Origin of the sequence: Polycyclovorans algicola TG408, assembly GCF_000711245.1 — a bacterium.
In the GTDB taxonomy this organism is placed as follows: domain Bacteria; phylum Pseudomonadota; class Gammaproteobacteria; order Nevskiales; family Nevskiaceae; genus Polycyclovorans; species Polycyclovorans algicola.
Genome location: NZ_JOMH01000001.1, coordinates 1708556 through 1733328, shown reverse-complemented (window position 1 = coordinate 1733328; position 24773 = coordinate 1708556). Strand labels below are relative to the sequence as shown.

Annotated in this window: 28 protein-coding genes; 1 reads left to right on the top strand and 27 read right to left on the bottom strand. The window is 65.6% G+C overall.

Translation table 11 applies throughout. From position 1 onward, the window contains the following. Nucleotide 1: 1 nt before the first annotated feature. The 26 genes from hisS to U741_RS0108250 form a co-directional block, all read right to left on the bottom strand. Nucleotides 2-1276, bottom strand: a complete 1275-nt coding sequence (gene hisS / locus U741_RS0108375; RefSeq protein WP_029890029.1) for a histidine--tRNA ligase — start codon at nt 1274-1276, stop codon at nt 2-4. Then, nucleotides 1273-2379: a flavodoxin-dependent (E)-4-hydroxy-3-methylbut-2-enyl-diphosphate synthase gene (gene ispG / locus U741_RS0108370; protein WP_029890028.1), complete on the bottom strand. Its 1107-nt coding sequence runs from the start codon at nt 2377-2379 to the stop codon at nt 1273-1275. The genes hisS and ispG overlap by 4 nt, the downstream gene beginning before the upstream one ends. 19 nt (nt 2380-2398) lie before the next feature. Further along, a complete protein-coding gene (locus U741_RS0108365; protein WP_029890027.1) occupies nt 2399-3304 on the bottom strand; it encodes a helix-turn-helix domain-containing protein in 906 nt (301 codons plus the stop codon). After that, nucleotides 3301-4044 carry a type IV pilus biogenesis/stability protein PilW gene (gene pilW, locus U741_RS0108360; protein ID WP_084154750.1) on the bottom strand — a complete coding sequence of 248 codons (744 nt, stop codon included), beginning with the start codon at nt 4042-4044 and terminating at the stop codon, nt 3301-3303. Before pilW ends, U741_RS0108365 begins: the two co-directional genes overlap by 4 nt. Then, nucleotides 4041-5198 carry a dual-specificity RNA methyltransferase RlmN gene (rlmN, locus tag U741_RS0108355; protein ID WP_029890025.1) on the bottom strand — a complete coding sequence of 386 codons (1158 nt, stop codon included), beginning with the start codon at nt 5196-5198 and terminating at the stop codon, nt 4041-4043. The genes pilW and rlmN overlap by 4 nt, the downstream gene beginning before the upstream one ends. Nucleotides 5199-5253: 55 nt before the next feature. After that, complete coding sequence (gene ndk / locus U741_RS0108350; protein WP_029890024.1) at nt 5254-5685, bottom strand: nucleoside-diphosphate kinase; 432 nt, start codon at nt 5683-5685, stop codon at nt 5254-5256. Between the two features lie 149 nt (nt 5686-5834). After that, nucleotides 5835-6185, bottom strand: a complete 351-nt coding sequence (locus tag U741_RS0108345) for a HesB/IscA family protein (protein WP_029890023.1) — start codon at nt 6183-6185, stop codon at nt 5835-5837. A gap of 13 nt (nt 6186-6198) precedes the next feature. Next, entirely contained in the window at nt 6199-7746 is a 1548-nt protein-coding gene (locus U741_RS0108340; protein ID WP_161776164.1) for an aminotransferase class V-fold PLP-dependent enzyme, read from the bottom strand. Continuing rightward, on the bottom strand, nt 7746-8873 hold the full coding sequence (locus U741_RS0108335; RefSeq protein WP_029890021.1) for a cysteine desulfurase family protein: 1128 nt from the start codon (nt 8871-8873) through the stop codon (nt 7746-7748). Before U741_RS0108335 ends, U741_RS0108340 begins: the two co-directional genes overlap by 1 nt. Before the next feature lie 70 nt (nt 8874-8943). Beyond that, nucleotides 8944-9246, bottom strand: a complete 303-nt coding sequence (locus U741_RS0108330) for an H-NS histone family protein (RefSeq protein WP_029890020.1) — start codon at nt 9244-9246, stop codon at nt 8944-8946. A gap of 92 nt (nt 9247-9338) precedes the next feature. After that, nucleotides 9339-10268 (bottom strand): protein translocase subunit SecF, encoded by a 930-nt coding sequence (secF, locus tag U741_RS0108325; protein ID WP_029890019.1) that lies wholly within the window; start codon nt 10266-10268, stop codon nt 9339-9341. Between the two features lie 9 nt (nt 10269-10277). Beyond that, complete coding sequence (gene secD / locus U741_RS0108320; protein ID WP_029890018.1) at nt 10278-12125, bottom strand: protein translocase subunit SecD; 1848 nt, start codon at nt 12123-12125, stop codon at nt 10278-10280. 51 nt (nt 12126-12176) lie between these two features. Beyond that, nucleotides 12177-12503, bottom strand: coding sequence for a preprotein translocase subunit YajC (gene yajC, locus U741_RS0108315; RefSeq protein ID WP_084154749.1), 327 nt, complete (start codon nt 12501-12503; stop codon nt 12177-12179). Between the two features lie 78 nt (nt 12504-12581). Next, the gene (locus tag U741_RS0108310) at nt 12582-13394 is read right to left on the bottom strand and encodes a hypothetical protein (RefSeq protein ID WP_152551545.1); all 813 of its coding nucleotides are present in this window, start codon (nt 13392-13394) and stop codon (nt 12582-12584) included. Nucleotides 13395-13540: 146 nt separating this feature from the next. Continuing rightward, nucleotides 13541-14434 carry a flagellin N-terminal helical domain-containing protein gene (locus U741_RS0108305; RefSeq protein ID WP_029890015.1) on the bottom strand — a complete coding sequence of 298 codons (894 nt, stop codon included), beginning with the start codon at nt 14432-14434 and terminating at the stop codon, nt 13541-13543. 3 nt (nt 14435-14437) lie between these two features. Beyond that, nucleotides 14438-15769 (bottom strand): flagellar hook-associated protein FlgK, encoded by a 1332-nt coding sequence (gene flgK / locus U741_RS0108300; protein WP_161776162.1) that lies wholly within the window; start codon nt 15767-15769, stop codon nt 14438-14440. Further along, nucleotides 15766-16608 carry a flagellar assembly peptidoglycan hydrolase FlgJ gene (gene flgJ, locus U741_RS0108295; RefSeq protein WP_052378632.1) on the bottom strand — a complete coding sequence of 281 codons (843 nt, stop codon included), beginning with the start codon at nt 16606-16608 and terminating at the stop codon, nt 15766-15768. The genes flgK and flgJ overlap by 4 nt, the downstream gene beginning before the upstream one ends. Beyond that, nucleotides 16608-17756, bottom strand: coding sequence for a flagellar basal body P-ring protein FlgI (locus tag U741_RS0108290; protein WP_052378631.1), 1149 nt, complete (start codon nt 17754-17756; stop codon nt 16608-16610). The genes flgJ and U741_RS0108290 overlap by 1 nt, the downstream gene beginning before the upstream one ends. A 9-nt stretch (nt 17757-17765) precedes the next feature. Next, nucleotides 17766-18419, bottom strand: coding sequence for a flagellar basal body L-ring protein FlgH (locus tag U741_RS0108285; protein ID WP_029890011.1), 654 nt, complete (start codon nt 18417-18419; stop codon nt 17766-17768). Nucleotides 18420-18425: 6 nt separating this feature from the next. Further along, a complete protein-coding gene (gene flgG, locus U741_RS0108280) occupies nt 18426-19211 on the bottom strand; it encodes a flagellar basal-body rod protein FlgG (protein WP_029890010.1) in 786 nt (261 codons plus the stop codon). Nucleotides 19212-19222: 11 nt separating this feature from the next. Next, complete coding sequence (locus U741_RS0108275) at nt 19223-19963, bottom strand: flagellar basal body rod protein FlgF (protein WP_029890009.1); 741 nt, start codon at nt 19961-19963, stop codon at nt 19223-19225. A gap of 25 nt (nt 19964-19988) precedes the next feature. Beyond that, on the bottom strand, nt 19989-21206 hold the full coding sequence (flgE, locus tag U741_RS0108270) for a flagellar hook protein FlgE (protein ID WP_029890008.1): 1218 nt from the start codon (nt 21204-21206) through the stop codon (nt 19989-19991). A 31-nt stretch (nt 21207-21237) separates the two neighbouring features. Continuing rightward, nucleotides 21238-21897 carry a flagellar hook assembly protein FlgD gene (locus U741_RS0108265; protein WP_052378630.1) on the bottom strand — a complete coding sequence of 220 codons (660 nt, stop codon included), beginning with the start codon at nt 21895-21897 and terminating at the stop codon, nt 21238-21240. Between the two features lie 2 nt (nt 21898-21899). Next, on the bottom strand, nt 21900-22301 hold the full coding sequence (flgC, locus tag U741_RS0108260) for a flagellar basal body rod protein FlgC (RefSeq protein ID WP_029890006.1): 402 nt from the start codon (nt 22299-22301) through the stop codon (nt 21900-21902). A gap of 11 nt (nt 22302-22312) precedes the next feature. Then, entirely contained in the window at nt 22313-22666 is a 354-nt protein-coding gene (gene flgB / locus U741_RS0108255) for a flagellar basal body rod protein FlgB (RefSeq protein ID WP_029890005.1), read from the bottom strand. 73 nt (nt 22667-22739) lie between these two features. Next, nucleotides 22740-23633: a chemotaxis protein gene (locus tag U741_RS0108250; RefSeq protein ID WP_029890004.1), complete on the bottom strand. Its 894-nt coding sequence runs from the start codon at nt 23631-23633 to the stop codon at nt 22740-22742. Nucleotides 23634-23759: 126 nt separating this feature from the next. Between U741_RS0108250 and flgA the strand changes: the two genes are divergently transcribed. After that, nucleotides 23760-24407: a flagellar basal body P-ring formation chaperone FlgA gene (gene flgA / locus U741_RS0108245; protein ID WP_161776160.1), complete on the top strand. Its 648-nt coding sequence runs from the start codon at nt 23760-23762 to the stop codon at nt 24405-24407. Nucleotides 24408-24413: 6 nt separating this feature from the next. On the opposite strand, the gene U741_RS17725 is transcribed toward flgA, so the two are convergent. Further along, entirely contained in the window at nt 24414-24755 is a 342-nt protein-coding gene (locus U741_RS17725; protein ID WP_152551544.1) for a hypothetical protein, read from the bottom strand. Nucleotides 24756-24773: the final 18 nt, after the last annotated feature.

Here is a 24773-nt window from a genome sequence, read left to right as displayed (position 1 = left end):
TTTATCCTTCTAAATTTAGACGCGCCGCGAGGGCGACTGCGAGCCCGTCGATGGCCACTGTTTGGTCAGCGGCCTCGGGGTGAACGAATGATTTTACGTGAACCTTGCCGTCCTGCCGTTCGGCCTCGCCCATCACCACGGCGAAGCGCGCACCGGCTTTGGCGGCGCGACTCAACTGTGCCTTGAGCTTGCCGCCCAACGACAGTTGCACGCGGGCGTTGGGCAGGTCGTCGCGCAACTGTTCGGCCAGCCGCTGCAGCGTGCGGGCCGAGTCCGGATCCGCAGGGCACAGCACCAAATCGGGCGCCGCATCCGGCAGGGTCAGCCCCTGCGCCTTCATCAGCAGAATCAGCCGTTCGATGCCCGATGCCCAGCCTATGGCCGGGCTAGGCTGGCCGCCGAGCTGCGCGACGAGACCGTCGTAACGTCCGCCGGCACAGACCGTGCCCTGGGCGCCCAGCTCGGTAGTGGTCCACTCGAATACGGTGTGGCTGTAGTAATCGAGCCCGCGGACGATACGCGGATTCATGACGTAGTCGATGCCCAGATCGCTGAGCCCTTGCTGCACGCCATCGAGGTGGGCGCGGTCCTCGGCACTCATGGCGTCGAGCAGGCTGGGCGCGTCACGGACAATCGCCTGGGTGGTTGGCACTTTGCTGTCGAGGACCCGCAGCGGATTACTGACCAGGCGCCGCTTCGAGTCATCGTCGAGCGCATCGATGTGACCTTCAAGAAAGGTGGTCAGCGCCGCGCGATAGCGCGCGCGGCTGTCGCCGCTGCCCAGCGAGTTGAGCTCCAGCGTCAGATCACGCAGGCCAAGGCGCTTGAGCAGCCGCGCCGACAGGGCGATGACCTCGACGTCGATCTCCGGCCCGGGCATGCCGAAGGCTTCTGCGCCGAGCTGGTGAAACTGACGGTAGCGGCCCGCCTGCGGGCGCTCGTGGCGAAACATGGGGCCGGCATACCAGAGCCGCTGCTGCTGGTTGTGCAGCAGGCCGTGTTCCAGCCCGGCGCGCACGCAGCTTGCGGTGCCTTCAGGACGCAGACTGAGGTTCAGGCCTTCTCGGTCGTCGAAGCTGAACATCTCTTTTTCGACGACATCGGTGACCTCGCCGATGGCGCGCTTGAACAGCGCGGTCTGCTCCAGCAGCGGCGTGCGGATTTCCTGGTACGCATAGGCGGCGAAGGTGTCGCGCGCCACCTGCTCAACGTGCTGCCACACGGCGGTTTCGCCGGGCAGGATGTCGTTGAAACCGCGCAGTGACTGCAACTTCATTCGGCCGCCTCGGCGCGTGCCGCGCGGCGCGCGGCGAGCTTGGCGCGCACCAGCGTCTCCAGCCGGTCAACAAGCTGATCGTTGTGAATCTTGTGGGCGATCTTGCCGTCCTCGTAAACCGAATTGGGGTAGCCCCCAGCCACACCCAGCGCCGCCTCGCGCGCTTCACCAGGACCATTGACGACGCAGCCGATCACCGCCAGATCCAGCGACTCGTCGATGTCGTCAAAGCGACTTTCGAGTTCGGCCACGACCTTGACGACGTCAAAGTTCTGCCGCGAGCAACTCGGACAGGCCACCAGATTGATGCCGCGATTGCGCAGGTGCAGCGATTTGAGAATGTCCCAGCCGACCTTGACCTCTTCGATGGGATCGGCCGCCAGTGACACGCGCAGGGTGTCGCCGATGCCTTCGGCCAGCAACATGCCGAGCCCGATGGCGCTCTTGACCGCGCCGGCACGCAAGCCGCCCGCCTCGGTGATGCCGAGATGCAGCGGCTGCGCGATCTGGTGGGCGAGCTTGCGATAAGCCTCGACGGTCATGAACACGTCGGATGCCTTGAGGCTGACCTTGAAGTCCTGAAAATCGCGCTTGAGCAGCAGGTCGATGTGGCGCATTGCCGACTCGACCAGCGCGTCGGAGTTGGGCTCGCCATATTTCTCCTGCAGGTCGGCTTCCAGCGAGCCGGCATTGACGCCGATGCGGATGGGAATGCCGTGATGCCGGGCGCAGGCCACGATCTCGTCAACCTTGCGCTCATTGCCGATATTGCCGGGATTGATGCGCAGGCAGTCGGCGCCGGCTTCAGCGGCGGCAAGGCCGCATTTGTAATTGAAGTGAATGTCGGCGATCAGCGGCATATAGCCGACCGCCTTCTTGATCTCGCCAAAGGCTTTTGCGGCGGCGATGGTCGGCACCGAGACCCGCACCAGATCGGCGCCGGCCTTCTGCGCCGACTGGATCTGCGCAACCGTGGCAGCGACGTTCTCGGTGTCGGTATTGGTCATGGTCTGCACGGCGATCGGCGCGTCGCCGCCCACCGTGACGCGGCCGACGCGAATCGGGCGCGAGACTCGGCGCTGAATCTGATGGTCGCTGCGCATCACCATGACCCGGCCTGCGTCAGTTGGTCGGCGGCAAGGTCAGCCGCGCGGTGCTGTTGCTTTGCGTGTAAGGGCTCAGGTCCACACGCTGACCGTTGAACTCCAGCGCCACGCCCGGGGCGTTGCCGAAAAACAGGCTCAACGGCGGCGCGCCGCTGATGGTCTGTGAGGTGCCGCCATCCATGAGGCCATTGAGCAGAGCCTGCCCCTCGGCGTCGTTGATGCGCACCCACGAGGTCTCGCGAAACTGCAGACGCACGGTTGGTTCGCCCGCAACGGCATCCGGCGCGTCGGTTGCCGACGGCGCCTCGGTAACCGCCGCCGGCGCGCTGGGCACCGCGGGCACGGCCTCGAGCGGCGCCTCGGTCGGCGCGGGTTCGGTCTCGGCCAGCGCATCGACTGCGGGCGTCGTGGTGATGGCCGCTTCAGGCACAGCCTGCCCGTCAGCCTCGCCCACCGACGGAGCGGCGTCGGGCCGGGTCAACCATAAGTAGGCGAGCAGACCGACGATGATGGCGAAGATCAGTAGCCCGAGCAGTCGACCAAGTCCGCTGCGGCTCTCGGCCGTGCCGGATGAGAGGCGGATGCGCGCCGGTGCCTGCGGCTGTGTCTGCTTGACGCGCGCGTTATAGGCCTCGATCAGCGCCTCCTCAGACAAGCCCAAGAGCCGAGCACATTTGCGGTAGTACCCACGCACGTACACCGGCTCGAGCAGGGCGGCAAAGTCGTCGGCCTCCAGCGCCTGCAAGGTGCCGAGCGCGAGCTTGGTCTGCGCGGCGAAATCTTCGAGGGTGAGATGGGCGTCCTCTCGGGCACGGCGCAGCTGGGTGCCGGGTGATGGTGGCGACACGGGCGGGCTCGGCGGCTGTGGCACGGCGCCGGGGTCACGTTCGTCAGGTGAAAGATCGGGATCGGAGGAGGTCATTCTCGGGCGGCCTGCTCGGCTTCAGGCGATTCGGGGAAAGTGGTCAGCAACTGCTGCTCGTACTTGCGCGCCGCTTGCACATCCCCCAGCGCACGTTCAATGCGGCTGCGCATCAACAGGGATTCAGGCAGCGGCGGCCCGAGCGATTCGTAGCGCGAAAGAAAGCCCCGGCCGCGCAGATATTCCTGCTGCGAGAGACTGATCGACGCCATTTGCAGCAGCGCATCGGGAAACAAGGGGTTGACGCTCAGTGCCTGCCGCAGATAACCCTCGGCACGATCGGCGGCGAGCGGCCGTATGCAGACAGCGGCGTTGGTCCACGCCGCCTCCGGCGTGACATAGCGCGCCGAACGGGCGGCCTTGAGCAGCAACTGCTCGCCTTCATCGCGCTGGTCACGCTCGCAGAGAAAAACGCCCAGGTTGTTCTGTACTGCCGGGTTGTCGGGCGACAGCGTCAGCGCACGGCGGAACGATTTTTCGGCGTCGTCGGGGCGGCTGGTCTGCTGGTAAAGCACGCCCATGGCGGTGTGCGTGTCGGCGCTGCGATCATCGAGCGCCAGCGACCGACGCAGGTTGGTTTCGGCCTTCCCGTACTGGTTGCGTCGCAGGTGCTCGACACCGAGCTGGAAATGGATACCGGCGGACTCGCGTTCGGTCTCGGCATCCAGCGACGGTGTGGTCGCGCAGCCGACCAACAGCACGGTGCACATCGCCATGATCGGCAGCCATACGCGCCTCATTGCGTCACCACCGGAATGCCGCGCAGTCGATTCTTTTGCCGCGACTGCACTTCGCCCACCAACTGCCCACACGCGGCGTCAATGTCTTCGCCGCGGGTCTTGCGCGTGGTGGTGACAATGCCCTTGTGGCGAAGGATGTCGGCGAAAGCCTTCACATTTTCGGGTCGTGACGTGCGGTATGCGGCGCCGGGGAACGGGTTCCAGGGAATCAGGTTGACCTTGGCCGGCATGTTGCCAAGCAGCTTGGCCAGATCGCGCGCCAGGGCCGGCTGGTCGTTCACACCGTCGAGCATCACGTACTCGTAGACGATGTGCGACTTGCGATCTTTGCCAGCGGTGTAGCGGCGGCAGGCCTCCATCAGATCGCGGATCGGATACTTGCGGTTGATCGGCACCAGCGTGTTGCGCAGTTCATCGACCGGCGCGTGCAGCGAGACGGCCAAGGCCGTGTCGACGTCTTCACGCAAGCGGTCCATGAACGGAATCAACCCACTGGTGGACACCGTGACGCGACGTTTTGACAGACCGAAGCCGAAGTCATCCAGGAGGATGCGAATGGCCGGCAACACCGCGCCGTAGTTGGCCAGGGGTTCACCCATGCCCATGAACACGACGTTGGAGATGTCGCGCTCATTCTGAAAATCACAATGCAACTGCTTCGCCGCGAACCAGACCTGGGCGATGATCTCGGCCGTGGTCATGTTGCGGTTCAGGCCCTGCTGGGCGGTGGAGCAGAAACTGCAGTCCATCGCACAACCGACCTGCGACGACACGCACAAGGTGCCGCGATAGCGCGGCTGGCCACTGGCCACCGGCGGCGCATCATGATCACCTTCGGGGATGAACACGGTTTCGATGGCATTGCCACCGGCCAGTCTCAGCCCCCACTTGCGCGTTCCATCCTTTGATTTTTGCTCGGCCACGGCGTCGGGGGTGCCGACCACGAAATGCTCGGCCAGGCGCTGACGTAGTGCCTTGCTGAGGTTGGACATGGCCTCGAAGTCGCCAACGCCGCGCCGGTAGATCCACTGCATGACCTGATCGGCGCGGAACGGCTTTTCGCCCATGCTTTCGAAGGCATCGCGCAACTGCACGCGATCCATGCCGAACAGGTTGCGCCGCCCGTCCGCCGACGGCTTGACCGCCGCCGGCATGGGCACCACAAGGATTGGTTCGGTGGTCATGGCGCGCGGCAGTGCGGTCAAGGCCTTAGCGGGTCCGCGGGCTAAGTTCGATGGCCCGGAAGAAGTAGGCGATCTCGCCCGCCGCATTCTCGAGGCTGTCGGAACCGTGCACGGCGTTCTCATCAATGCTTTCGGCGAAGTCGGCGCGAATGGTGCCGGCTTCAGCCTTCTTCGGGTCAGTGGCCCCCATCAGGTCGCGGTGGGCGGCCACGGCGTTTTCACCTTCAAGCACCGACACAAGCACTGGACCACTGGTCATGAAGCTGACGAGATCCTTGAAGAAGGGTCGTTCGGCGTGCACGGCGTAGAAACCGCCAGCTTCGCGGTCGGTGAGGTGCATCATGCGACTGGCAACCGGCTTCAGGCCGGCTTTTTCAAAACGCGCGATGATCTCGCCAATGTGATGCTTTGCCACTGCGTCGGGCTTGATAATCGACAGCGTACGTTCAACAGCCACGGGTCACTCCTTGGGGATTGGAAACGGTGAAGGCGGCAACCCGAACAGCGCGGTGCCGACAAGAAAGCCCCAAAGTATAACCGGCGGCCTCCCCGCCACGGGCCGATAGACCGCGAAACGCCGGAAAAACCTCGCAAACCGGTGGCCGTTCAGACCGCGAAACTTTCACCACACCCGCAGGTGCCCTTCACATTGGGATTGATGAAGGCGAACCGCTCATTCAGGCCGTCACGTTGAAAGTCCACGGTGATGCCGCCGAGCTGTTCAAGATGTGATCGGGCCACGACCACTTTGGCGTCGTGCGACTCGAACACCGCGTCGTCAGCGCCCACCGTGTCGGCGTAATCGAGCGTGTAAGCCCAGCCTGAGCAACCCGAGCGCTTGACGCCCACCCGCAGGCCGACACCGCTGCCGCGCTGCGCCAACTGCTTGTGGATGCGTGTGGCTGCCGCCGCCGTCAGGGAAACCGCTTCGGTGGCAAAAACTTGGGGGTCATCCATGGCAAAACTCCATTCACGTTGGCGTGGCCATCAGGGCCTGCGCCAGATCGTCGATCATCACTGCACAGTGGGACTTCTCGGGGGCGATTTCAAGCGCCGACCGTACCGCCGACAGCCAGTCTCGATGCAAGGCTGAGACGTCACAGCCACGAATTTGTTCCACCCACCACTGCCCGGCCGCCAGGGTGACCGGACACCCCAGACCCCGATAGCGGGCCTCGACCACGCGGCCGTCGATCACCCGGACGCTGACCGACAGCCAGGCCGCGTCGCTGCGCGAGCGGGCCACCAAGGTGCGCACGTCGTCCCCGGACAGTTCACCCACCGCATCCGGACGGCAAAAGCGCGCCCAGACTGCCGGGATGTAAGCAAACAGGTTGTCGAGTTCCGGCGTGGCCGCGGGATTCTGGCCCGAGGCGAAGCCGCGCAGCCGCCACGCCGCCGCCGCGATCAGGTCGGCGCCGGCCTCCACATCGGCCTCGGTGCTGCCTTCTCCCAGCGACAGCCGCAGCGAGGCATCGGCCAGTGCGTCGTCGTGCCCCAGTGCACGGAGCACGAACGACGGCTCGCGCGTCGCCGACGAGCACGCCGAACCGCTGGACAGCAGGACATCCGGCACGCTCGCCCGCAGACTCTCGCCGTCCACTCCGGGAATGCTGACATTGAGAATGTGCGGACTGCCGTTGATCGGGCTGTTGCGCTGCAATTTGGGCACGTCGGCCATCAACCGTGCGGCCAACTGCTCGCGCAAGCTGACGGTGCGGGCCGCCAGCGCCTGGCGCTGCGGCAGTCTGTGGATCGCCGCCGCACCGAAGCCGACAATCTGATGCGTGGCCAGGGTTCCCGAGCGCATGCCCTGCTCCTGACCGCCGCCGTGCAGCAAGGGGCTGAGCCGCACCCGCGGGCGCCGCCCGACCACCAATGCGCCAATGCCTTTCGGCCCCCCGAGCTTGTGCGCCGACAACGACAGCAGGTCGATGGGCGTTTCAGCCAAGTTGATCGGCAGCCAGCCCGCCGCCTGGGCGGCATCGATGTGCAGCAGCACGCCGCGCGCGCGCAGGGCGGCGGCCAGGGTCGGCACGTCGGTACAGGTACCCAGTTCGTTGTTGACCCACATCAGACTGACCAGCCGCGTCGCCGGCGTCAGCGCCGCCATTACCGCGTCGACGCTGATCTGGCCGTATCGGTCGGGGCTCAGCAACGTCACTTTGTGGCCCTGTGTCGCGACCCAGCGCAGGGTGTCGAGCGTGGCGCGATGTTCGATTCGCGAGCTGACCACGTGCGCTTGCGTATCGCCATGGAAGGCGAGCACACCCTTGATCGCGAGGTTGATCGACTCGGTGGCGCCGCTGGTCCAGATCAGGCTGTCGGCCGGGGTGCCGACCAGCTCAGCCACCGCCTCGCGCGCCGACTCCACCGCGGCCCGCGCCGCACGACCGGCGCGATGATCGGATGCCGGATTGCCCACAGCGTCCTCGAGCCACGGCCGCATGGCGCTGAAAACGCCGGGCGCCAACGGCGTCGTGGCAGCGTGGTCCAGCGCAATCCAGGCGGGGGGCATCAGCGCGCGCCCTGCCGGGCCAGCCCGGTTAGCGCGGCGAGCAGGCGGTCCACGTCATCGTCGGTGTTGGCCTCGCCAAAACTGATGCGGATGGCGCCGATGGCCAGCGCATCGGGCACCCCCATGGCCACCAGCACATGGCTGGGCGCACCGTGCCCAATGGCGCAGGCCGAGCCGCTGGAGACACAGAAGCCCTGCCGGTCCAGCGCCATCAGCAAGGTCTCGCCGGCCCAGCCCTGCAAGGCCATCTGCACGGTGTTGGGCAAGCGCAGGCTTTGCGCGGCGAAGTGCGTGACGCCGGGTATTGCCGCCAGACCGGCCTCGAAGCGCTCACGCAGCCGCTGCAGATGGACCGTCCGCGCATCCAGGCGCGTCTGGGCCAACCGCGCCGCCGCGCCGAAGCCGACGATGGCCGCGACGTTCTCGGTGCCACCGCGCAAACCACCTTCCTGGGCCCCGCCGTGATGCAAAGGCCACAAGTCCACCGGGGCGGTGCGCAGCAACGCACCAACCCCTTTGGGGCCGTAAAGCTTGTGACTGGAGACCGTCAGCAAGTCGGCGCCCATGCGCTGCACGTCAACCGCCATTTTGCCCGCCGCCTGCACGGCATCGACATGGAAAAGGGCCTCGGCGTCGGCATGCACGGCGCGTGCGAGGCCCGCCACGTCCTGAATGACGCCGGTTTCGTTGTTGGCCGCCATCACCGAGACCAGGGTCACCGGCGATTGCGCAAGCTGCGCCCGCAGGCGGTCAAGATCGATCAGCCCCCCCTCATCAACGCCGATGGCTTCGACCTGGGTTCGCGCATCACTCAGCGATTCGGCGCACTCCATCACCGCCGGGTGCTCGGTGGCCGCATAGAGCAATCGACCGCCATCGTGCATCACGCCCTTGATGGCCAGGTTGTTGGCCTCGGTGCCGCCGGAGGTCCAGATCACCTGTGACGGTTGCGCGCCCAAAAGCTCGGCCACCTCGGCACGCGCGGCCTCGATCGCATCGCGTGACGCCCGACCAAGACGGTGCAGCGACGAGGCGTTGGCGTAGGGCCCGCGCAGATAGGGCAGCATCGCCTCCAGCACCTCGGGCGCCATCGGGGTTGTCGCGTTGTGGTCGAGATAGGTGGCCATTCCCTATTTTAGGCGCCGGGCAATAAAAAACCCGGCGCGGCGGCCGGGTTTTGGATCTGCTTGCCAGCAATTAGCGAATCAGGAAGGCGTCACGCGATTGACCTTTGGCCTCGGCATCGGCGAGCCAGCGCGGCGCGCGACCGCGACCGGTCCACGTCTGACCACCCGCCGGGTTGCGGTACTTCGGCGCAACCGTGGTTTTCTTCTTGCCACCGCGACCCATCGCCGATTGCAGATCCGACAGGGTAATGCCGTACTTCTCCATCGACACCTTGATTTCGTCGATGACCGACTTCAGCTCTTGACGACGAACATCTTCAGCTTGCCGCTTCAGTGCTTCAATCTGATTAATAAGCTCGTTGTAGCTCGGCATGACGTTCCTCTAATTAATATCCGGGACCGGCATCATAAAGCCTGTTAACCCGAAAAACCAAGGGGATTTATAGAAAATCCCTGCTTTGATTATCAGGGCGTTTCGTCAACTTCTTCCTGCGCAGGCAACATGTCCTCGCGCGTCACGCCCAACAAGATGACCATGCTGCTGGCAACGAACACCGACGAATAGGTGCCCACAATGATCCCGACGATCAAGGCAATCGAAAAACTGTGAACCGCAGCACCGCCGAGGAAAAACAGCGCCGAAAGGACAAACAGTGTGGTCCCGCCAGTGACGATGGTGCGTGCCAACGTTTGATTGACAGACAGATTGACCACATCAACCGCGTTTGACCGACGGGCATCAATGAAATTTTCACGAATGCGGTCATAAACAACGATGGTGTCATTCAACGAATAACCAATCAGCGCCAGAATCGCGGCAAGCACGGTCAGATCAAATTCAATGCCGAACAAGGCAAAGAAGCCCAGTGTCAGCACCGCATCGTGCACGGTGGCGGTGATTGCACCGAGCGCAAATTTCCATTCAAACCGGAACGCGACATAAATGAGGATGCCGATGATGGCGAACAAGGCCGCCAATGCACCGTCAGTGGCCAGCTCGTCGCCCACCTGTGGGCCAACGAACTCGACGCGTCGCAACTCGGGGGCAAGGTCGGCGTGCGCCGCCAGTGTGTTAATGATTTGCGTCGACACTTCGTCCGCGTCGGCGCCGGCGTCAGGGGCCGCACGAATCAGCACATCTGAGGACGTGCCGAAATACTGCACCGTGGCGCCTTCGAGGCCAATCTCGGCCATCTGGCTGCGAATCGGGTCCAACTCAACCGGGCCGTCGAAGCTCACTTCAACAAGGACACCGCCGGTGAAGTCGAGGCCAAACGCCAGACCCCGCGCGATCACCAATCCGATGCTGACGACGGTGACCAAGGCTGCAAACACCATCATCGGCTTGCGGATGGCCATGAAATCGATACGCGGAACCCGCGATAAAAAACGCATGGTGATTCCTTAAACCGGAACGCCGGAAAGTTTGCGACGCGCGAAAAACAGATGAACCAGCGCACGGGTCACGACAATGGCCGTGAACATGGAGGTGGCAATGCCCACCGTCAGGGTCACAGCAAAGCCCTTGACCGGTCCGCTGCCGAGCGCAAACAGCACGACCGCCGCAATCAGCGTGGTCAATTGCGAGTCGGCGATGGTCAGAAAGGCCCGGCTAAATCCCGACTCGATGGCCTCATGCGGACTGACTTTGTCGGCGAGGTCCTCGCGGATACGCTCGAAAATCAGCACGTTGGCGTCCACCGCCATACCCAGCGTCAGAATGATGCCGGCGATACCAGGCATGGTCAGCGTGGCCTGCAAGATCGACATGATGGCCACGATCAAAATCAGGTTCACCACCAAAGCGATATTGGCCAGCATGCCGAAGGCGCTGTAATAAATCGCCATGAACACGACCACCACCAGCAAACCAATCACCGCCGCCAATTGCCCCTGCGAAATATTGTCGGCGCCCAGGCTCGGGCCCACGGTACGTTCTTCCACAATGTCGACCGGCGCGGCCAACGCGCCCGCACGCAGCAGCAGCGACAAGTCATGCGCCTCGGCGCTGGAAAGCCCGGTGGTCTGAAAGCGCTTGCCGAAGACGCCGCGAATGGTGGCAATGGAAATAACTTCTTCGATCTGCCGCGTTTCGCGAATCGGTTCGCCTTTGGCGTTGTAATTGGTGATGACCTCGCGCTCGCGGAACAACACCGCCATGGGCTTGCCGACATTCCGTTCGGTAAAGCTCAGCATGCGCCGTGCGCCGCTGCCATCAAGTGTCACGCTGACCGCAGGCTGGCCGTTTTCGTCAATGGTTGCCGAGGCGTCGATCAGTTGTGAGCCGGCGGCGATGGTGTCGCGCATCAGCAGCACGGGGCGTTCGTCGTCGCGCGTGTAGAACAGCTCAGTGCCGACCGGGGCGACCCCGGTGCGGGCAGCCAGAAATGCGTCTTCTTCAGACACCGCGCGATATTCCAGGGTCGCAGTCGCACCAAGGAGGTCCTTGACCCGGGTGGTGTCCTGCACGCCAGGCAACTGCACGACGATGCGCGACGGACCCTGACGCTGGACGATCGGCTCAGCCACGCCGAGCTGGTTGACGCGATTGCGCAACGTGGTGAGGTTTTGCTGTACCGCAAAATCGGCAAGTCGCTGCGCCTCGGCTTCGCTCAGCCGCGCCTCGAGTGCGAATTTGCTGCCGGCGCCCTGAACGACGAGGTCGACTTCGGGAAATTCCTCGGCGATGGCGGCCTGGGCGACGGCCTGACGCTCGGCGTCGTCAAACTCGATGACCACCGCATTGCCCGCCTCGCGGCGGCCGGTGTAGCGAATGTTCTCGCGCCGTAGCAGCACCGGCAGGTCGTTGAGATAACGTTCCTGGGCCTTCACGTTGATGTCATCGAAGTCCACTTCGAGCAAAAAATGCACGCCGCCGCGCAGGTCCAACCCCAGGTTCATCGGCTTGGCACCGATCTCCATCAGCCAGGTGGGGGTTTTCGGCATGCTGCTCAGGGCCACCACGGGGCCCCGCCCCAAGGCCCGGCGAAGGACCTCGGCGGCCTCGAGCTGGCTGTCGGCATCGGCGAAGCGCACCACCCACCGGTTGCCTTCAACCCGGCTGCTCAGCGGCGTCAGTCCAGCCTCGTCCATGGCCGTGGCGATTGGCGCATCAAGGGCCGAGAGCTCACCCTCGGCAACCGAGATCTGTACGGCAGGATCGTCGCCAAAAAGATTCGGCGCGGCGTACAAGGCCCCGAACACAAGGGCGAGCACGATGACAACGGTTTTCCAAAGCGGAAAGGGCTTCATAACGCGATACGGGCGGTCAACCCGCCCGCATTCCATGACAACCGCGACAAATTAGAGCGCCTTGAGCGTGCCCTTGGGCAACACACTGCTGATGGCGGGCTTCTGCACCTTGACTTCGACGCCGTCGGCCACTTCGATACCGACATAAGCCTCGCCCAAAGTCACCACGCGTCCGGCGAGGCCGCCGCTGGTGATCACCTCATCGCCCTTTGCCAATGACGAGATCAACGCCTTGTGTTCCTTGTTGCGCTTCATCTGCGGACGGATCAGCAGAAAATAAAACACCACAACCAAGAGAATCAGCGGAATGAACTGCACAAATGCGTTCGGCTGTGCCGCCTGCTGGGCGTGAGCCACCGGAATCAACCAATCGAGCACTGGACGCTCCCATCCTGAGAATTGAGGGCGCGGAGTATCGCATACCCCTTCAGGACCGGGCCGTTTGTGCCTGCCAGCTCAATAACCGGCGGCGACCGCCCATCCATTGCGACTCTTCTGGTAAACCGCGTCCGGCCCCAACCACAGCGCCTGACCGTTCCATTCTGCGGTGACCAGCCGCAGGCGGGGCGCCTTGCGGCCCACCGACGCCAACTGCAGCGCGCAGTCCGGAAGGCTTGCGGTGGTCAGCCGATACCACTGCTGATCGACCTGAACGCCGCAGCCGCCACCCTTGGGCGAACGCGCCTGAAAGCCGTGGCTGATCAGCGCCCGCTGCAGCAAGCGCAGGGTGTCGGGCACGGGCTTCAGGGCGGGCGCTACCGGCGCGGGCAGCGGTGCGGCCAGCGCGGCCTCCAGCGCTTCGGCAAACGTTGGCCGCCGCGCGCCGTGCGTGCGTGCCGGCGAGGTCATCGCCGTCGGCTGTGCTGACGCAGCGTCGGTTGGCAGAGCAGGCGTCTGACCGATGGCGCTTCGTGCCCTGGCAACGCGAACCGGCGGCTTTGCAGGGCTTCGGCCGATCCAGCCGCCGTGGCCTTGCAGCACTGACCAGGTGTGGCTGTCGTCATAAAAGCGCAGCGCCCGGCGCGGCGAGACGGCCAGGCGGATGGGTCCGTACTGCCCGTAAATTCGCCCATCGGCGTCAGGAACGGCTTCGGCGCGCTGCAGGCGCGCGACGCAATCACCCAGCGTCGCCGCCAAGTGCGTCTCTGGCCCCACCTGCGTGGCCACGGTGCACGGCACCACGGCCTGCGCGCCCGGCGCCAAACTCATCAATCCCAACAACGCCAAGCCAAGGGCCGGCGACCTGCCGAGCATGCGTAGACCAAGCATGAGCGTTACCTCGTTCCCGAAACCGCAGCAGTCTGGCGAACCAAAATGAACGCCTGCAGACAGACTCGGGAACCCTTTGCGAATGTACCCCTGCGCGAAGCAAGGATCGTGCCCCGGGGCGCAAGGGCCCTCGCGGGGCGCGCAGCCTACCGCAGGCGGTCGAACAGAGACAGTGACGACACCTGCAAATAGGCCGTCTGTGCGGCCGACAACTGCGTGCTGTGCTGACTCAAGCGGGTGGCCGCATCGATCAGGTCGGTGTCGCGCAGGCGGGCCAGCGACTGCGTCAGTTCGGACGTCGCGGTGTCTCGCCAGGTTGCCGCACGATCCAGCGCGGCACGCTGCACGCCCACTTCGGTGCGGCGTGATTCGGTGTTGAGCGCCATCGCGGCCACCCCGGTCTGCACCTCGTCCAGTGCCAGTTTGCGGGCAGCCGGGTCGGTTTCACGCACCGCCAGCACGGCAGCGTCGAGCCAGGCGAAGCTGCTCTGGCCGCCGATGTCGCCGAACACCTGGTCGCCGGGAATGCCGTCACGCACCTGCTGGCCGTCGGCGACTTCGACGCGTCGATTGTCCGGGCTGCCTCGGTAAACCCCGGCGGCGTCGAATGCATTGCCCAAGGCGGTGCCGCCAAACAGGGGCTGGCCGCTGCCATCGTCACGGTTGGCGAGCGTCCGCCAGTCGGCCGCCAGGCCATCCAGCTCGACCGCGACCAGGGCGCGATCCTGATTGTTGAAGGCACCGTTGCCCGCCGAAACCAGCAATTCCTTGACGCGCTCGGTGATCACTCGTGCATCGTCCAGCGCGTTCTCGGTCAGCCCCAACCGATGCCCGGCACGCCCCGCGGCGGCGCCCTGGGCGTCGATACGGGTCAGCGCAGCCTCCCATTCCATGACGCTGGCGGACGCGGCAGGCGCCTCGTGCGCATGCTGAAACTGTCGCCCGCTGCTGATCTGCTGCTGGACCTTGGCCAACTGCGTGGTGTGCGTCTGCATCGAGCCGGTGGAGGTGCGAAACAGGGTTTCGGTGGCAACGCGCATGGCTTATCTCCGCACCGCTGACAGCAAGGTCTGAAACACCGTGTCGGCGGTGGCAATCATTTGGGCAGCCGCCTGATACGCCTGTTGGTAGCGCAGCAGGTTGGCTGCCTCTTCATCCAGGTTCACGCCGGAGACCGACTCACGGGCCGTCAGGGCTTGTCCAGCCAACGACTCGGCGGCCGAGGCACGTGCGTCGGCCTGCTGCGTCGAGACGCCCAACTGGCCGACGACCTCGGCCGCACGCGCGCTCACGGCGGCGCCACTGAAGTCCGCCGCCGAGTTCCATGCGCTGTTGTCCGCCACGCCGGCGGGGGGCGGACCGGCCGGGGCCAGCTGGCGAGGGTCAGTGAGGGCAAGCCGCAAGGGCGGATCGCTGAACAGGGCTGCGCCTGGATTGCCGTCGAGGTCTTGTCCCGCCGACTGCGCCGCGTTGAACGCAGTGGCGATTTCGCTGGCCAGCACGCTCATGGCCGCGCGCGGCGCATCGACGGCCTGGGCGCGCGCGTCCAGAAGGCCGGCCATCACGCCGCCCGCTGGCCGCCCAACCGGGACCGGACCCCCGGGGGCGTCCAGCTCAAGGCGATAACGGCCGGTCGCCGTGGTGGCGACCAGGTTCAGGTGACGCGCCTGACCGTCGAGCACCAGCGGCTGGCCGTCCTCGAGAAACACCGACAGCGCGCCGCTGTCCTGCACCAGGGTGGTGACGCCAATCTGTTCGGCGAGTTGGCGGACCGCTTCGTCGCGCTGGTCAAGCAGGTCACCCGGCGGCAGCCCCCCGGCCCCGCCGGTGCTTTGCGCGATGCGTTGGTTGAGCTTGGCAATGTTGTCGATCAGCCCATTGGCGGCGCTGACCGTGCTGGCCATACGCCCGTCGATTTCGCGGTCCAACTGGGCGAAGCCGGTGTCGAGCTGGGCGAAGCGGTCGGTCATGCCCTGCGCCTCGGCGAGCACCACACGGCGCGCCGACAGCGACGCCGGATCGGCCATCAATCCCTGCACTGCCGTGTTGAAGGTCTGCAATGGTGCCGCGAGCCCCGCGAGCGGATCAGAGAGCATCTTGTCGGCGCGGATCAGCAGGTCGCGCGCGGTGCCGTGGCGACTTGCCGCCGCGCCGTCATCGGTGAGACGCGACTGCAGATAGGTGTCGTTGATACGCCGCACCTGCGCTGCCTGCACACCGTTGCCGATGGCGCCATTGGGCGGCTGGTTGACCAGGTCAACGCGCTGGCGGCTGAAGCCCGGCGTCGCGGCGTTGGCGACGTTGTGGCTGGTGGTGGCCAGCGCCGTTGAATAGGCATTCAGCGCCGAGCGGCCAATGCTGAATAAATCACTCACGGCACCCACCCCTCACGCACGATGCGCTGGGCGATGTCGGTGATTTTGCGGGCGTAGTCAGGGTCGGTGGCATACCCGGCCTGCTGCAAGCCGCGTGCAAAACCGGCCACATCGGCGCCGGTGTTCCGAGCAGCGGTATAGCGAGGCTGGCTGAGCAGCGCCACGTAGTCGCCAACACTGTCGCGAACGCTGTCGTAAGCGCGGAAGGCAGCCGATTCGGTTTGCGTGTGCCCGGCCCGCACTTCGATGGTCTCGGCCTGCACCTTGGCGCCGCGCCAACTGGCAAACGCCTTGATGCCGAACAGGTTGTTCGACTGCCCGCCCGGCTGGTGACGACCGAAGCCGGTTTCCAGCGCCGCCTGGGCGATGATCGCCTGCGGCGCGACGCCCAGCTTTCCGGCCGCTTCGCGCGCCAAGGGCAGCAGGTCCTCGACAAATTTTCGTGCCCGTGATTGCCACGAGGTCGTGGGGTCGGGCGCCGCCGGCATGACGCGCGCAGGTCCGGTCCCCAGTGCTGAAAGCACGTGGCGGGTCTCGCCCGCGACGGGTGCCGCCACCTGCCCCAACTGTTGCCACTGCTGCATCAATTGTTCGGCCAGACCCAGGCCCTTGCCGTGGGTCAGCAGCGCGCCCATCTGTTGATCGAGCATCGACTGCATGGGGCCCAAATCCTGCACACCGCTGCCCGGGACCTGCGCGGTGCTGCGCAAACCCGACAGCAGTTGCTGGGCAAACAGGGCCTCAAATTGCCGCGCCACTTCGCGCGCGGCTTCGGGGGTTTGCGCCTTCGCGGTCACGCGAAGATCGTCGACGCGACCGTCAAGCGGCGTCGCGAGCATCAGATGACCACCAACTCCGCACGCAAGGCCCCGGCCTGCTTCAGCGCTTCAAGAATGGCGATGAGGTCGCCCGGCGCTGCGCCCACCTGGTTCACCGCCTGGACGATTTCGGCAAGGCTCACGCCGGCATCGAACAGGAACATGCGGCCGTCGCCCTGCTGCGCAACGCTGATTTCGGTGTTCGGCACCACCACCGTGTCGCCGCCACCGAAAGGGTTGGGCTGGCTGACCTCGAATCGCTCGGCGATGGTGACCGACAGCGAGCCGTGCGCCACCGCCGCGGGGCGCACGCGCACGCTCTCGCCAATGACGATGGTGCCGGTGCGGGAGTTGACCACCACCCGCGCCGGCGCCTGCCCGGCTTCGACCCGCACGTTTTCCAGTTCGGACAAAAACGCCACACGCTGATCGGGGTGTGGCGGCGCCAGACGAATGGTGACGGCATCTTCGGCCTGCGCGGTCCCCGCGCCGTAAACCGCATTCAGGGTGCTGGCAACGCGCGCGGCGGTGGTGAAGTCGGGGGTGTGCAACTGCAGCGCCACACGACCATCGGTAAAGGCGGCGGGGGCGGCGCGCTCCACCGTCGCGCCATTGGGAATACGGCCTGCCGACGGCACGTTGACCGAAATTCGCGAGCCATCACGGCCTTCCACTCCAAAGCCGCCGACGATGAGGTTACCCTGCGCCACGGCATACACCTGGCCGTCGGCGCCTTTGAGGGCGGTCATCAACAGGGCGCCGCCGCGCAGCGACCCGGCGTTGCCAATCGAGGCCACGGTGATGTCGATCATCTGCCCGGGACGGGAAAACGCCGGCAATTCCGCCTGCACCATCACCGCCGCCGCGTTCTTGAGTTGCGGGTTCACCCCCGGCGGAATGGTCACGCCCAGTTGCGTGAGCAAATTGCGCAGCGCCTGCACGGTGAACGGCGATTGGCTGGTCTGGTCACCCGAGCCGTCGAGCCCCACCACCAGGCCGTAGCCCATCAGGCCGTTGCTGCGCACGCCGGCGATGCTGGCGAGGTCCTTGATGCGCTCTTCCTGGGCGAACGAGGGCACGCTGATCACCGCCAGCAGCACGCCCACGACCATCAGGACACGCAGCAGCCGTTGCCGTTGCAGTCGTTTGTTGCGCTCATTGCGTTTCATGGCGAGACCTCAGAACGGGAAGAACGGCGAATTGAAGAAGCGGCTCAACCAGCCCTGGGCATTGGCATCGCCCAGCGCGCCGCGCCCGGCGTACTTCACCTGGGCACTGGCCACCCGGTCGGAGCGCACGGTGTTGTCGGGGTTGATGTCTTCGGGGCGCACCCAGCCCGACAGCTCGAGCATTTCGTCGCCACGGTTGAGCGCCAACTGCTTACGCCCGGCGACGCGCAGCAGTCCGCGCGAATCCCGCTCAATCACCCGCACCGACAGCGCGCCGGTGAGGCGGTTGGATTGGGTGGAGTCGCCGCCGCCTTCAAAGCTGCGGTCGCCGCCGAGGCTGCCGGAGAGAATCTCGACACCGCCACGGGTCACCGGTCGCCCGAACACATTGGGGCCGGTCAAGGTGGCGCTGCTGGTTTTGCCAGTCGTCGTTGCACTGCTGGTCTGCGCCTGGGTTTGCTCAACCAGCAACACGGTGAGCACGTCGCCCACATCACGCGCACGGGTGTCGGCAAACCAGTCCAGCGCGATGCCGTCGTTGTAGATGGCGCCGGGCTCGGCCTGCGGCAACGGCGGCAGTTCGGCCTCGGGCATGGGGTCTGGCGCCACCGGCCGGGCGGCGCAGGCGGTCAGCAGCAGAACCAGAGGCAGTAGCGCTTTCATGGCCGATCAGAGCTGGTTGGTGATGAAGCGCAGCATGTCGTCGGCGGCCGAGATGGCTTTGGAGTTCATCTCATACGCGCGCTGGGTTTCGATCATCGCCACCAGCTCTTCGACGACGTTGACGTTGGAGCTTTCCAGCGCGCCCTGCACCAGACCGCCAAGGCCGTTGAGCGTGGGGGTAGATTCGTTTGCCGGGCCACTGGCGGCGGTTTCCACCAGTAGGTTTTCGCCGCGTGCCTGCAAGCCGGCGGGATTGATGAAATCGGAGAGTGTCAGTGTGCCGATCTGCACCGGCTGCGCCTGTCCCGGCAGTTGCGCGGTGACGGTGCCGTCGGCACCGATGGTCAAACTCTGGGTGGTGTCGGGCACAACGATGCCGGGCTCCAGGGTGTAGCCCTGTGCGGTCACCAGCTCACCCTGCGGATTGGTCTTGAACGAGCCGTCACGGGTGAAGGCGGCATTGCCGTCGGGCATCAGCACCTTGAAAAAGCCGCGGCCGTCGATGGCGACATCGAGGCTGTTGCCGGTTTGCTGCAGGTTGCCCTGCGCGTATTCCTTGGCGGTGGCGACGGTGCGCACGCCGGTGCCGAGCATCAGGCCGGTGGGCGAATCGGTTTGCTGGCTGGTCGCCCCACCCGGCTGGCGAATGGTCTGGTACAGCAGGTCTTCAAACTGGGCACGGCCGCGCTTGAAGCCGGTGGTGCCGACGTTGGCGAGGTTGTTCGACACCACCGACAGACGGGTCTGCTGGGCGTCGAGGCCGGTTTTGGCAATCCAGAGTGCAGGGTTCACGAAGAATTCCTTTAACGAATGCGCATCAGTGACTGGGCGATTTCGCCGTGGCTGTCGGCCGTTTTCATCGCCTTGGTCGCCAGTTCAAAGCGGCGGCTGTGTTCGATCAATGCCACCAGTTGTTCGGCGGCATTGACGTTGGAGGCTTCCAACATGCCGCTGACCATCACCGCGCCGGCTGCCGGGCGTGCTTCGACGCCTGCCATCGGCTCGAACAAACCGTCGGGTCGGCGGCGAAGTTCGTTCGGCGCCGCCTCGATCACGTTCAGGCGGCCGACCTGGGCACGCACGTTGGCCTCGCTGCCCTGCGGCGTCAGGCTGACAGTGCCATCCGCCGCAATCATCAATTCACTGTGCGGCGGCAGCGTCAGCGGGCCGTTGTCGCTCAGCACCAGGCGGCCTTCGCCGTCCAGCACCTGGCCGTTGGCGGTCATCTGCAGCGCACCGTTGCGCGTGTAAGCCACCCCGCCCGCTTCGGTCTGCACGGCCAGCCAGCGGTCGTCGGCCAGCGCGATATCCAGATCACGACCGGTGTTCTGCAGCGCGCCACCCCGGGCGTTCCAGGTTTCGGGCTGCAGCACGCCGTTGACCCGCGAGTGCCAACCCGGCCCGTCGACGTTCTTCGCTTCGGTGTGGGTCAGCAACGCCTTGAAGCCGGAGGTGCCGGTGTTGGCGATGTTGTGTGCCGTGATCGACTGCGCGCGCAGCGCTTCCGAAGCGGCATTCATGGCGATGTAGGCGGCGCGGTCCATAGTGAGCTCCTACCTGCAAGCCGGCTTAGCGCAGGTTCAGTGCGGTCTGGGTGATCTGATCAGTGGTCGTGATCATTTGCGCGTTGGCCTGAAATGCCCGTTGCGCGCTGATCATGTGCACCAGCTCGGCGGTGAGATCGACGTTCGAGGTTTCCAGCGCGCCAGCCTGAATGGCACCGAAACTGCCACTGTCGGCGACGCCGCGCAGCGCCGGGCCCGAGGAAAAGGTTTCGGCCCAGACCGTGTCGCCCAGCTCCTGCATGCCTTGCGGGTTGGCGAAGGTCGCCATCGCCACCTGACCCAGCGCACGCGCCTGGCCGTTGGTGAAGCGCGCCTGGGCAATGCCTTCGGGGGTGACTTCGATGCCGGTCAGGCGCCCGGTGGCATAACCGTCCTGGGTCAGGGCGGCGACGTTGAAACGATCCCCAAACTGGGTGGCGCCCGAGAGATCAACGGTCAGCGCCAGATCAGTCGCGCCGTTGGTCTGCGGGACCGGCGGCAAGACGAAGCTGCCGCCGGCGGGTGTGAGCAGATTGCCATCGGCATCGAAGCTGGCCTGGGTGGCCGCCCCGGTCACGGCGCCGTCAATCACGGTGTGCACGTCCCAGGTACCCGGCGTGGCAGTGGGCGCGAAGTACAGGCTGGCGGTGTGCGCCGAGCCCAACGAGTCGTACACCGTCAGGCTGGTGGTGTGGGCATAGCTGTCGGCATTGGCGGGATCGAATGCCACGGCGGGCGCGGTGCCCGACGCAGCCGGCAGGTTGATGTCGGCCTCGATGCGCGACGTGCGCTGCGGCGGCGCGTCGCCCACCTGCAGTTGCAGGTCGGTGAGGCGGCCGGTGTCGAAGCCGCCACTGGCCAGCGGCGGATACACCTGCAATCGGTGGCCTTGCGGATTGGTGACGTAGCCCTCACGGTCCGGCCCAAACGCGCCGGCGCGGGAATACACCGTCTCGCCATTGGCATTGAGAGTGAAGAAACCCTCGCCGTTCACCGCCAAGTCCAGCGCGTTGTTGGTGAAGTCGATGTTGCCCTGACTGAATTGCTGCTGGATGCCCGCCACCCGCACGCCGCTACCGGCCTGCGTCGACGACAGGCCCAGCGACGACGACGCGTACACATCGGCGAACTGGGTGCGGGCCATCTTGAAGCCGGTGGTGCCGGCGTTGGCGATGTTGTTGCCGGTCACGGCCAGATCGCGGGTGGAGGCGTTGAGACCCGAAAGCGCGGTGGAAAAGCTCATGGCGATACTCCTCGGAACAAAGGGGTGCGGGCTAGCGCGCCGCGCGGATTTGAGTGATGTCGTTCAGCGATGCACGGGTGCCGTCATCGAGCATCAACTGCATGCCCTCGGGTGACGGAATGACCCCGGTGACGATGGCCTCGGTACGCGGCGTCAACGACGCGCTGGCGTCGGCACCGACGGCCCGTGCCTGCAATGAATAGGTACCCGCCGGCGCACGCGTGCCGTCGGTCATGCGGCCGTCCCACGCAAGGTTCAGCTCACCGCTGGCCGGGTTGTCCCTGACCAGTTGCGCAACGCGCACGCCGTTGGCATTGACGATGTCGACCTCAACACGTTGGGCGCCGGCGGGCACGTCAAAGCTCATCGCCGCACTGGCGTCGTCATCGAGGCGCAGCGCGTCGCTGTAGCGCTGCACCGGCTTGCCGAGCAGGCTGGCGCCCTGCAACACCTGGTCGCCGGTGAGTTGGGTGGCGAAGTCCTTGAAACTGCTGTCGAGCTGCTGCACGCCAGAAACCACCGAAAACTGCGCCAGCTGGCCAATGAACTCGGTGTTGCCCAAAGGCTCCAGCGGGTTTTGCGCCTGAAACTGGGCGATGAGCAGGCGCATGAAATCCTGCTGGCCCAACGACGGATTCGCTTGCGTGGCGCCACCGGCGCTGCCGGAGGTGAGAGCGGAAAGGGCGTCCATGGTTATCGACCGATGTTGAGGGTGCGGGTCATCAGCTCTTTGGCCGTATTCATGGCCTCGACGCTGGACTGGTAAGAACGGCTGGCCGACATCATGTTGACCATCTCTTCCACGGCATTGACGGCGGGTGCGTAGACATAGCCCTGCGCGTCGGCCAGCGGGTGACCCGGCTGAAAGCGGGCTTCGGCCGGGCGAGTGGATTCTGCAATGCGCTGCACGCCAACACTGGCGCCGTTCTCTGCATCGAGCATTGCCTGAAACACCGGCATGCGCGGCTTGTAAGCGTCTTCGGGGCGGGTCGCCACCGAGTCGGCGTTGGCGAGGTTGGACGCCACGGTATTCAGCCGGACCGACTGCGCCTGCATGGCGCTGCCGGCAATGTCGAAGATGCGGAAGCTGCTCATGGCGAGGGGCCTTATTGACCGGTGAGCGCGGTCATCAGGCCGCGCACCCGGGATTCAAGAAATTGCAGGCTGGCCTGGTAGCGCAGCGCGGCATCGGCAAACGCCGCCTGCTCCATGGGCAGATCAACCTGGTTGCCGTCCAGCGAGGGCTGGGCCGAAAAACGCTGATAGTCGTGTGCGCCGGTGCGCAGCACGTTGGCGGGCTGCTGTTGGCTAAGCGCCTTGGCGAAGTCGACATCGCGCGCCTGAAACCCGGGGGTGTCAGCGTTGGCGATGTTGGCGCTGATCAGCTCCAGCCGGCGTGACTGCAAACCCAGTGCAGCCTCGTGAATGCCGAACAGCGGTGTTGCCAGGGGTCCACTCATTGCCGGGTGCCTCGACGGAAAAACCTGTGTCGGGTCCTGCAAAGGGGCGGCGACGGGGGCGCCAGCGGCGCGATCAGACCGCTGAAAGGTCTTCGAGAATGGCCTTGGCCAGGGCCTCTGACGAAAACTTGGGCACGAAACGGTCGGCACCGACCTTGGCCACCAGGTCGGTGTTGAAGCGACCCGACAATGAACTGTGCAACAGCACCCGCAAATGCTTGAGCTGTGGGTGTTCCTTGATGCGCGCGGTCAGCGCGTAGCCGTCGAGCTGCGGCATTTCCAAGTCGGAGATGACGAGCTTCACACGCGCCAGGCGTCCGCTTTCCGACGCCTGCAGCAGCCACGCCAGCGCCTGGGCACCGTCATTGAGCAGAATCGGCTGCGCGCCCAAGGCCGTCAGCGTGCGTTGCAATTGGCCGCGTGCCACTGACGAATCGTCGACGACCAACACTTCCGGCGCGTCACTGCCGAGCTTGCCCTGCCACGCTTCGGGCAGCTCGGCAGGCTCCCCGATGATGCCGGCCAGTACGTGCTCGAAGTCGAGCAAGTGCAGCCAGCCCTGCGGGGTTTCGACCAAGCCGGTCAGCGCCTCGCCGGCATCGGGGCCGGGCGCCTGCAGGCGTGCAACATCGACATGCACGATGCGTTCGACGTGGGCGACGATGAACGCCTGTCGGCGCCCGTTGAATTCGGTCACCACCCACTGCGGCTGGGTCGGCGCCACCCCGCCCAGCCATTGCGGCAGGGCGATCACCGGCATCAGCTGCCCGCGCAGCTCCGCCAGCCCCTGGACCAGCGGATGCACCCCCGCGACGGGCGTCAGGGTGCCGGGCCGGGTCACCTCCAGCACCTTGAACACGTTGACGGCATAGCGCACATCGCCACCCAGGCCAAAGATCAACAGCGCCAGACGGTTATGGCCGGCAAGGCGGGTCTGCTCGTCGATTCGATCAAGTAATGCGCTCATGGACGGCCTATCGGCTGACGGGCCCGACACTTGAGGGCCAACGGCGCAATTTTTCGCGGTCGCCCATTGGTCGGGCCAGCCGCACCGCAGCGCCCAGAGATGCACGCCAGCCGCAGAGCGATGCGCATGAAAGCATGGCTGATCCTCTGCATCGTTGTGGGCACCTCGGCGGCGCAGGCAACCATGCCGCTCGATGTTTTGCGGTCCACCGCCGAGCAGGCTGCACCCTTTGCGCCGGCCACTGCCAGCCTTGATCCGAGGGTGCAGGTCGCACGCTGCGAACAGCCCCTGACGCACGAACGGGTCAGCGTTCGCGACCGACAGGCCACGGTGGTGTTGCGCTGCGGGCAGCCCAGTTGGCAGCTCTACGTGCCGGTACGCGCCAGCGGAGGCACTGCGGTGGTGGTGCTGAAACGCAGCGTCGCCGGCAACACCACGCTGGGTGTCGATGATGTCGAACAGGTCACGCGCGATGCGACTGCAGCCGGCTACGGCACCTTTGACGACGTGGCATCGGTGCTCGGCCTTCAAACCCGCCGCGCCCTGCCCGCTGGACGCGTGCTGGGCCCAGCCGACGTCATTCGGGCGCCAACCGTGCGGCGTGGCGACCAGGTTGCCATCGAAGTACAAACGGCGGCGGTCACCATCCGCATGCAAGGCGAAGCGCTGGCCGACGGCAGTGTCGGCCAGCGCATCGCGGTGAAAAATCTCAGCTCGGGTAAGCGTGTCGAGGCGGTGGTGCGCAGCAGCGGCACCGTGCAGGTGCCGCAATAGCCCGCCTTACTGGGTCTGCCGCTCCTTCAGCGTTTCGCGAATCGCCTCACGCTTCTCGGCACAGGCGGCCGGGTCGGCCGCGCAGGCTTCGCGCCGCGCTTCGGCGCGCACTTTCATCTGCGCCTTGATCTCTTGCTTGCGCGCTTCGCAGGCGGCGGGATCTGCCTCACAGCGGGCTTTGGCGTCAGTGAGCCGCGCTTTGATCTTCTCGCAACGCTCGGGATTTTCCGCGCAGCGGGCCTCGATGCGGGCGCGCTGCTCATCGGTGAGCTTGCCGTGGTCATCGGCCGACGCGCTGCCCATCCACAGGCCCGCTAGAAGGCAGGGAATCAACAGGGATATTTTCACGGCGCTACTCCGTCACAA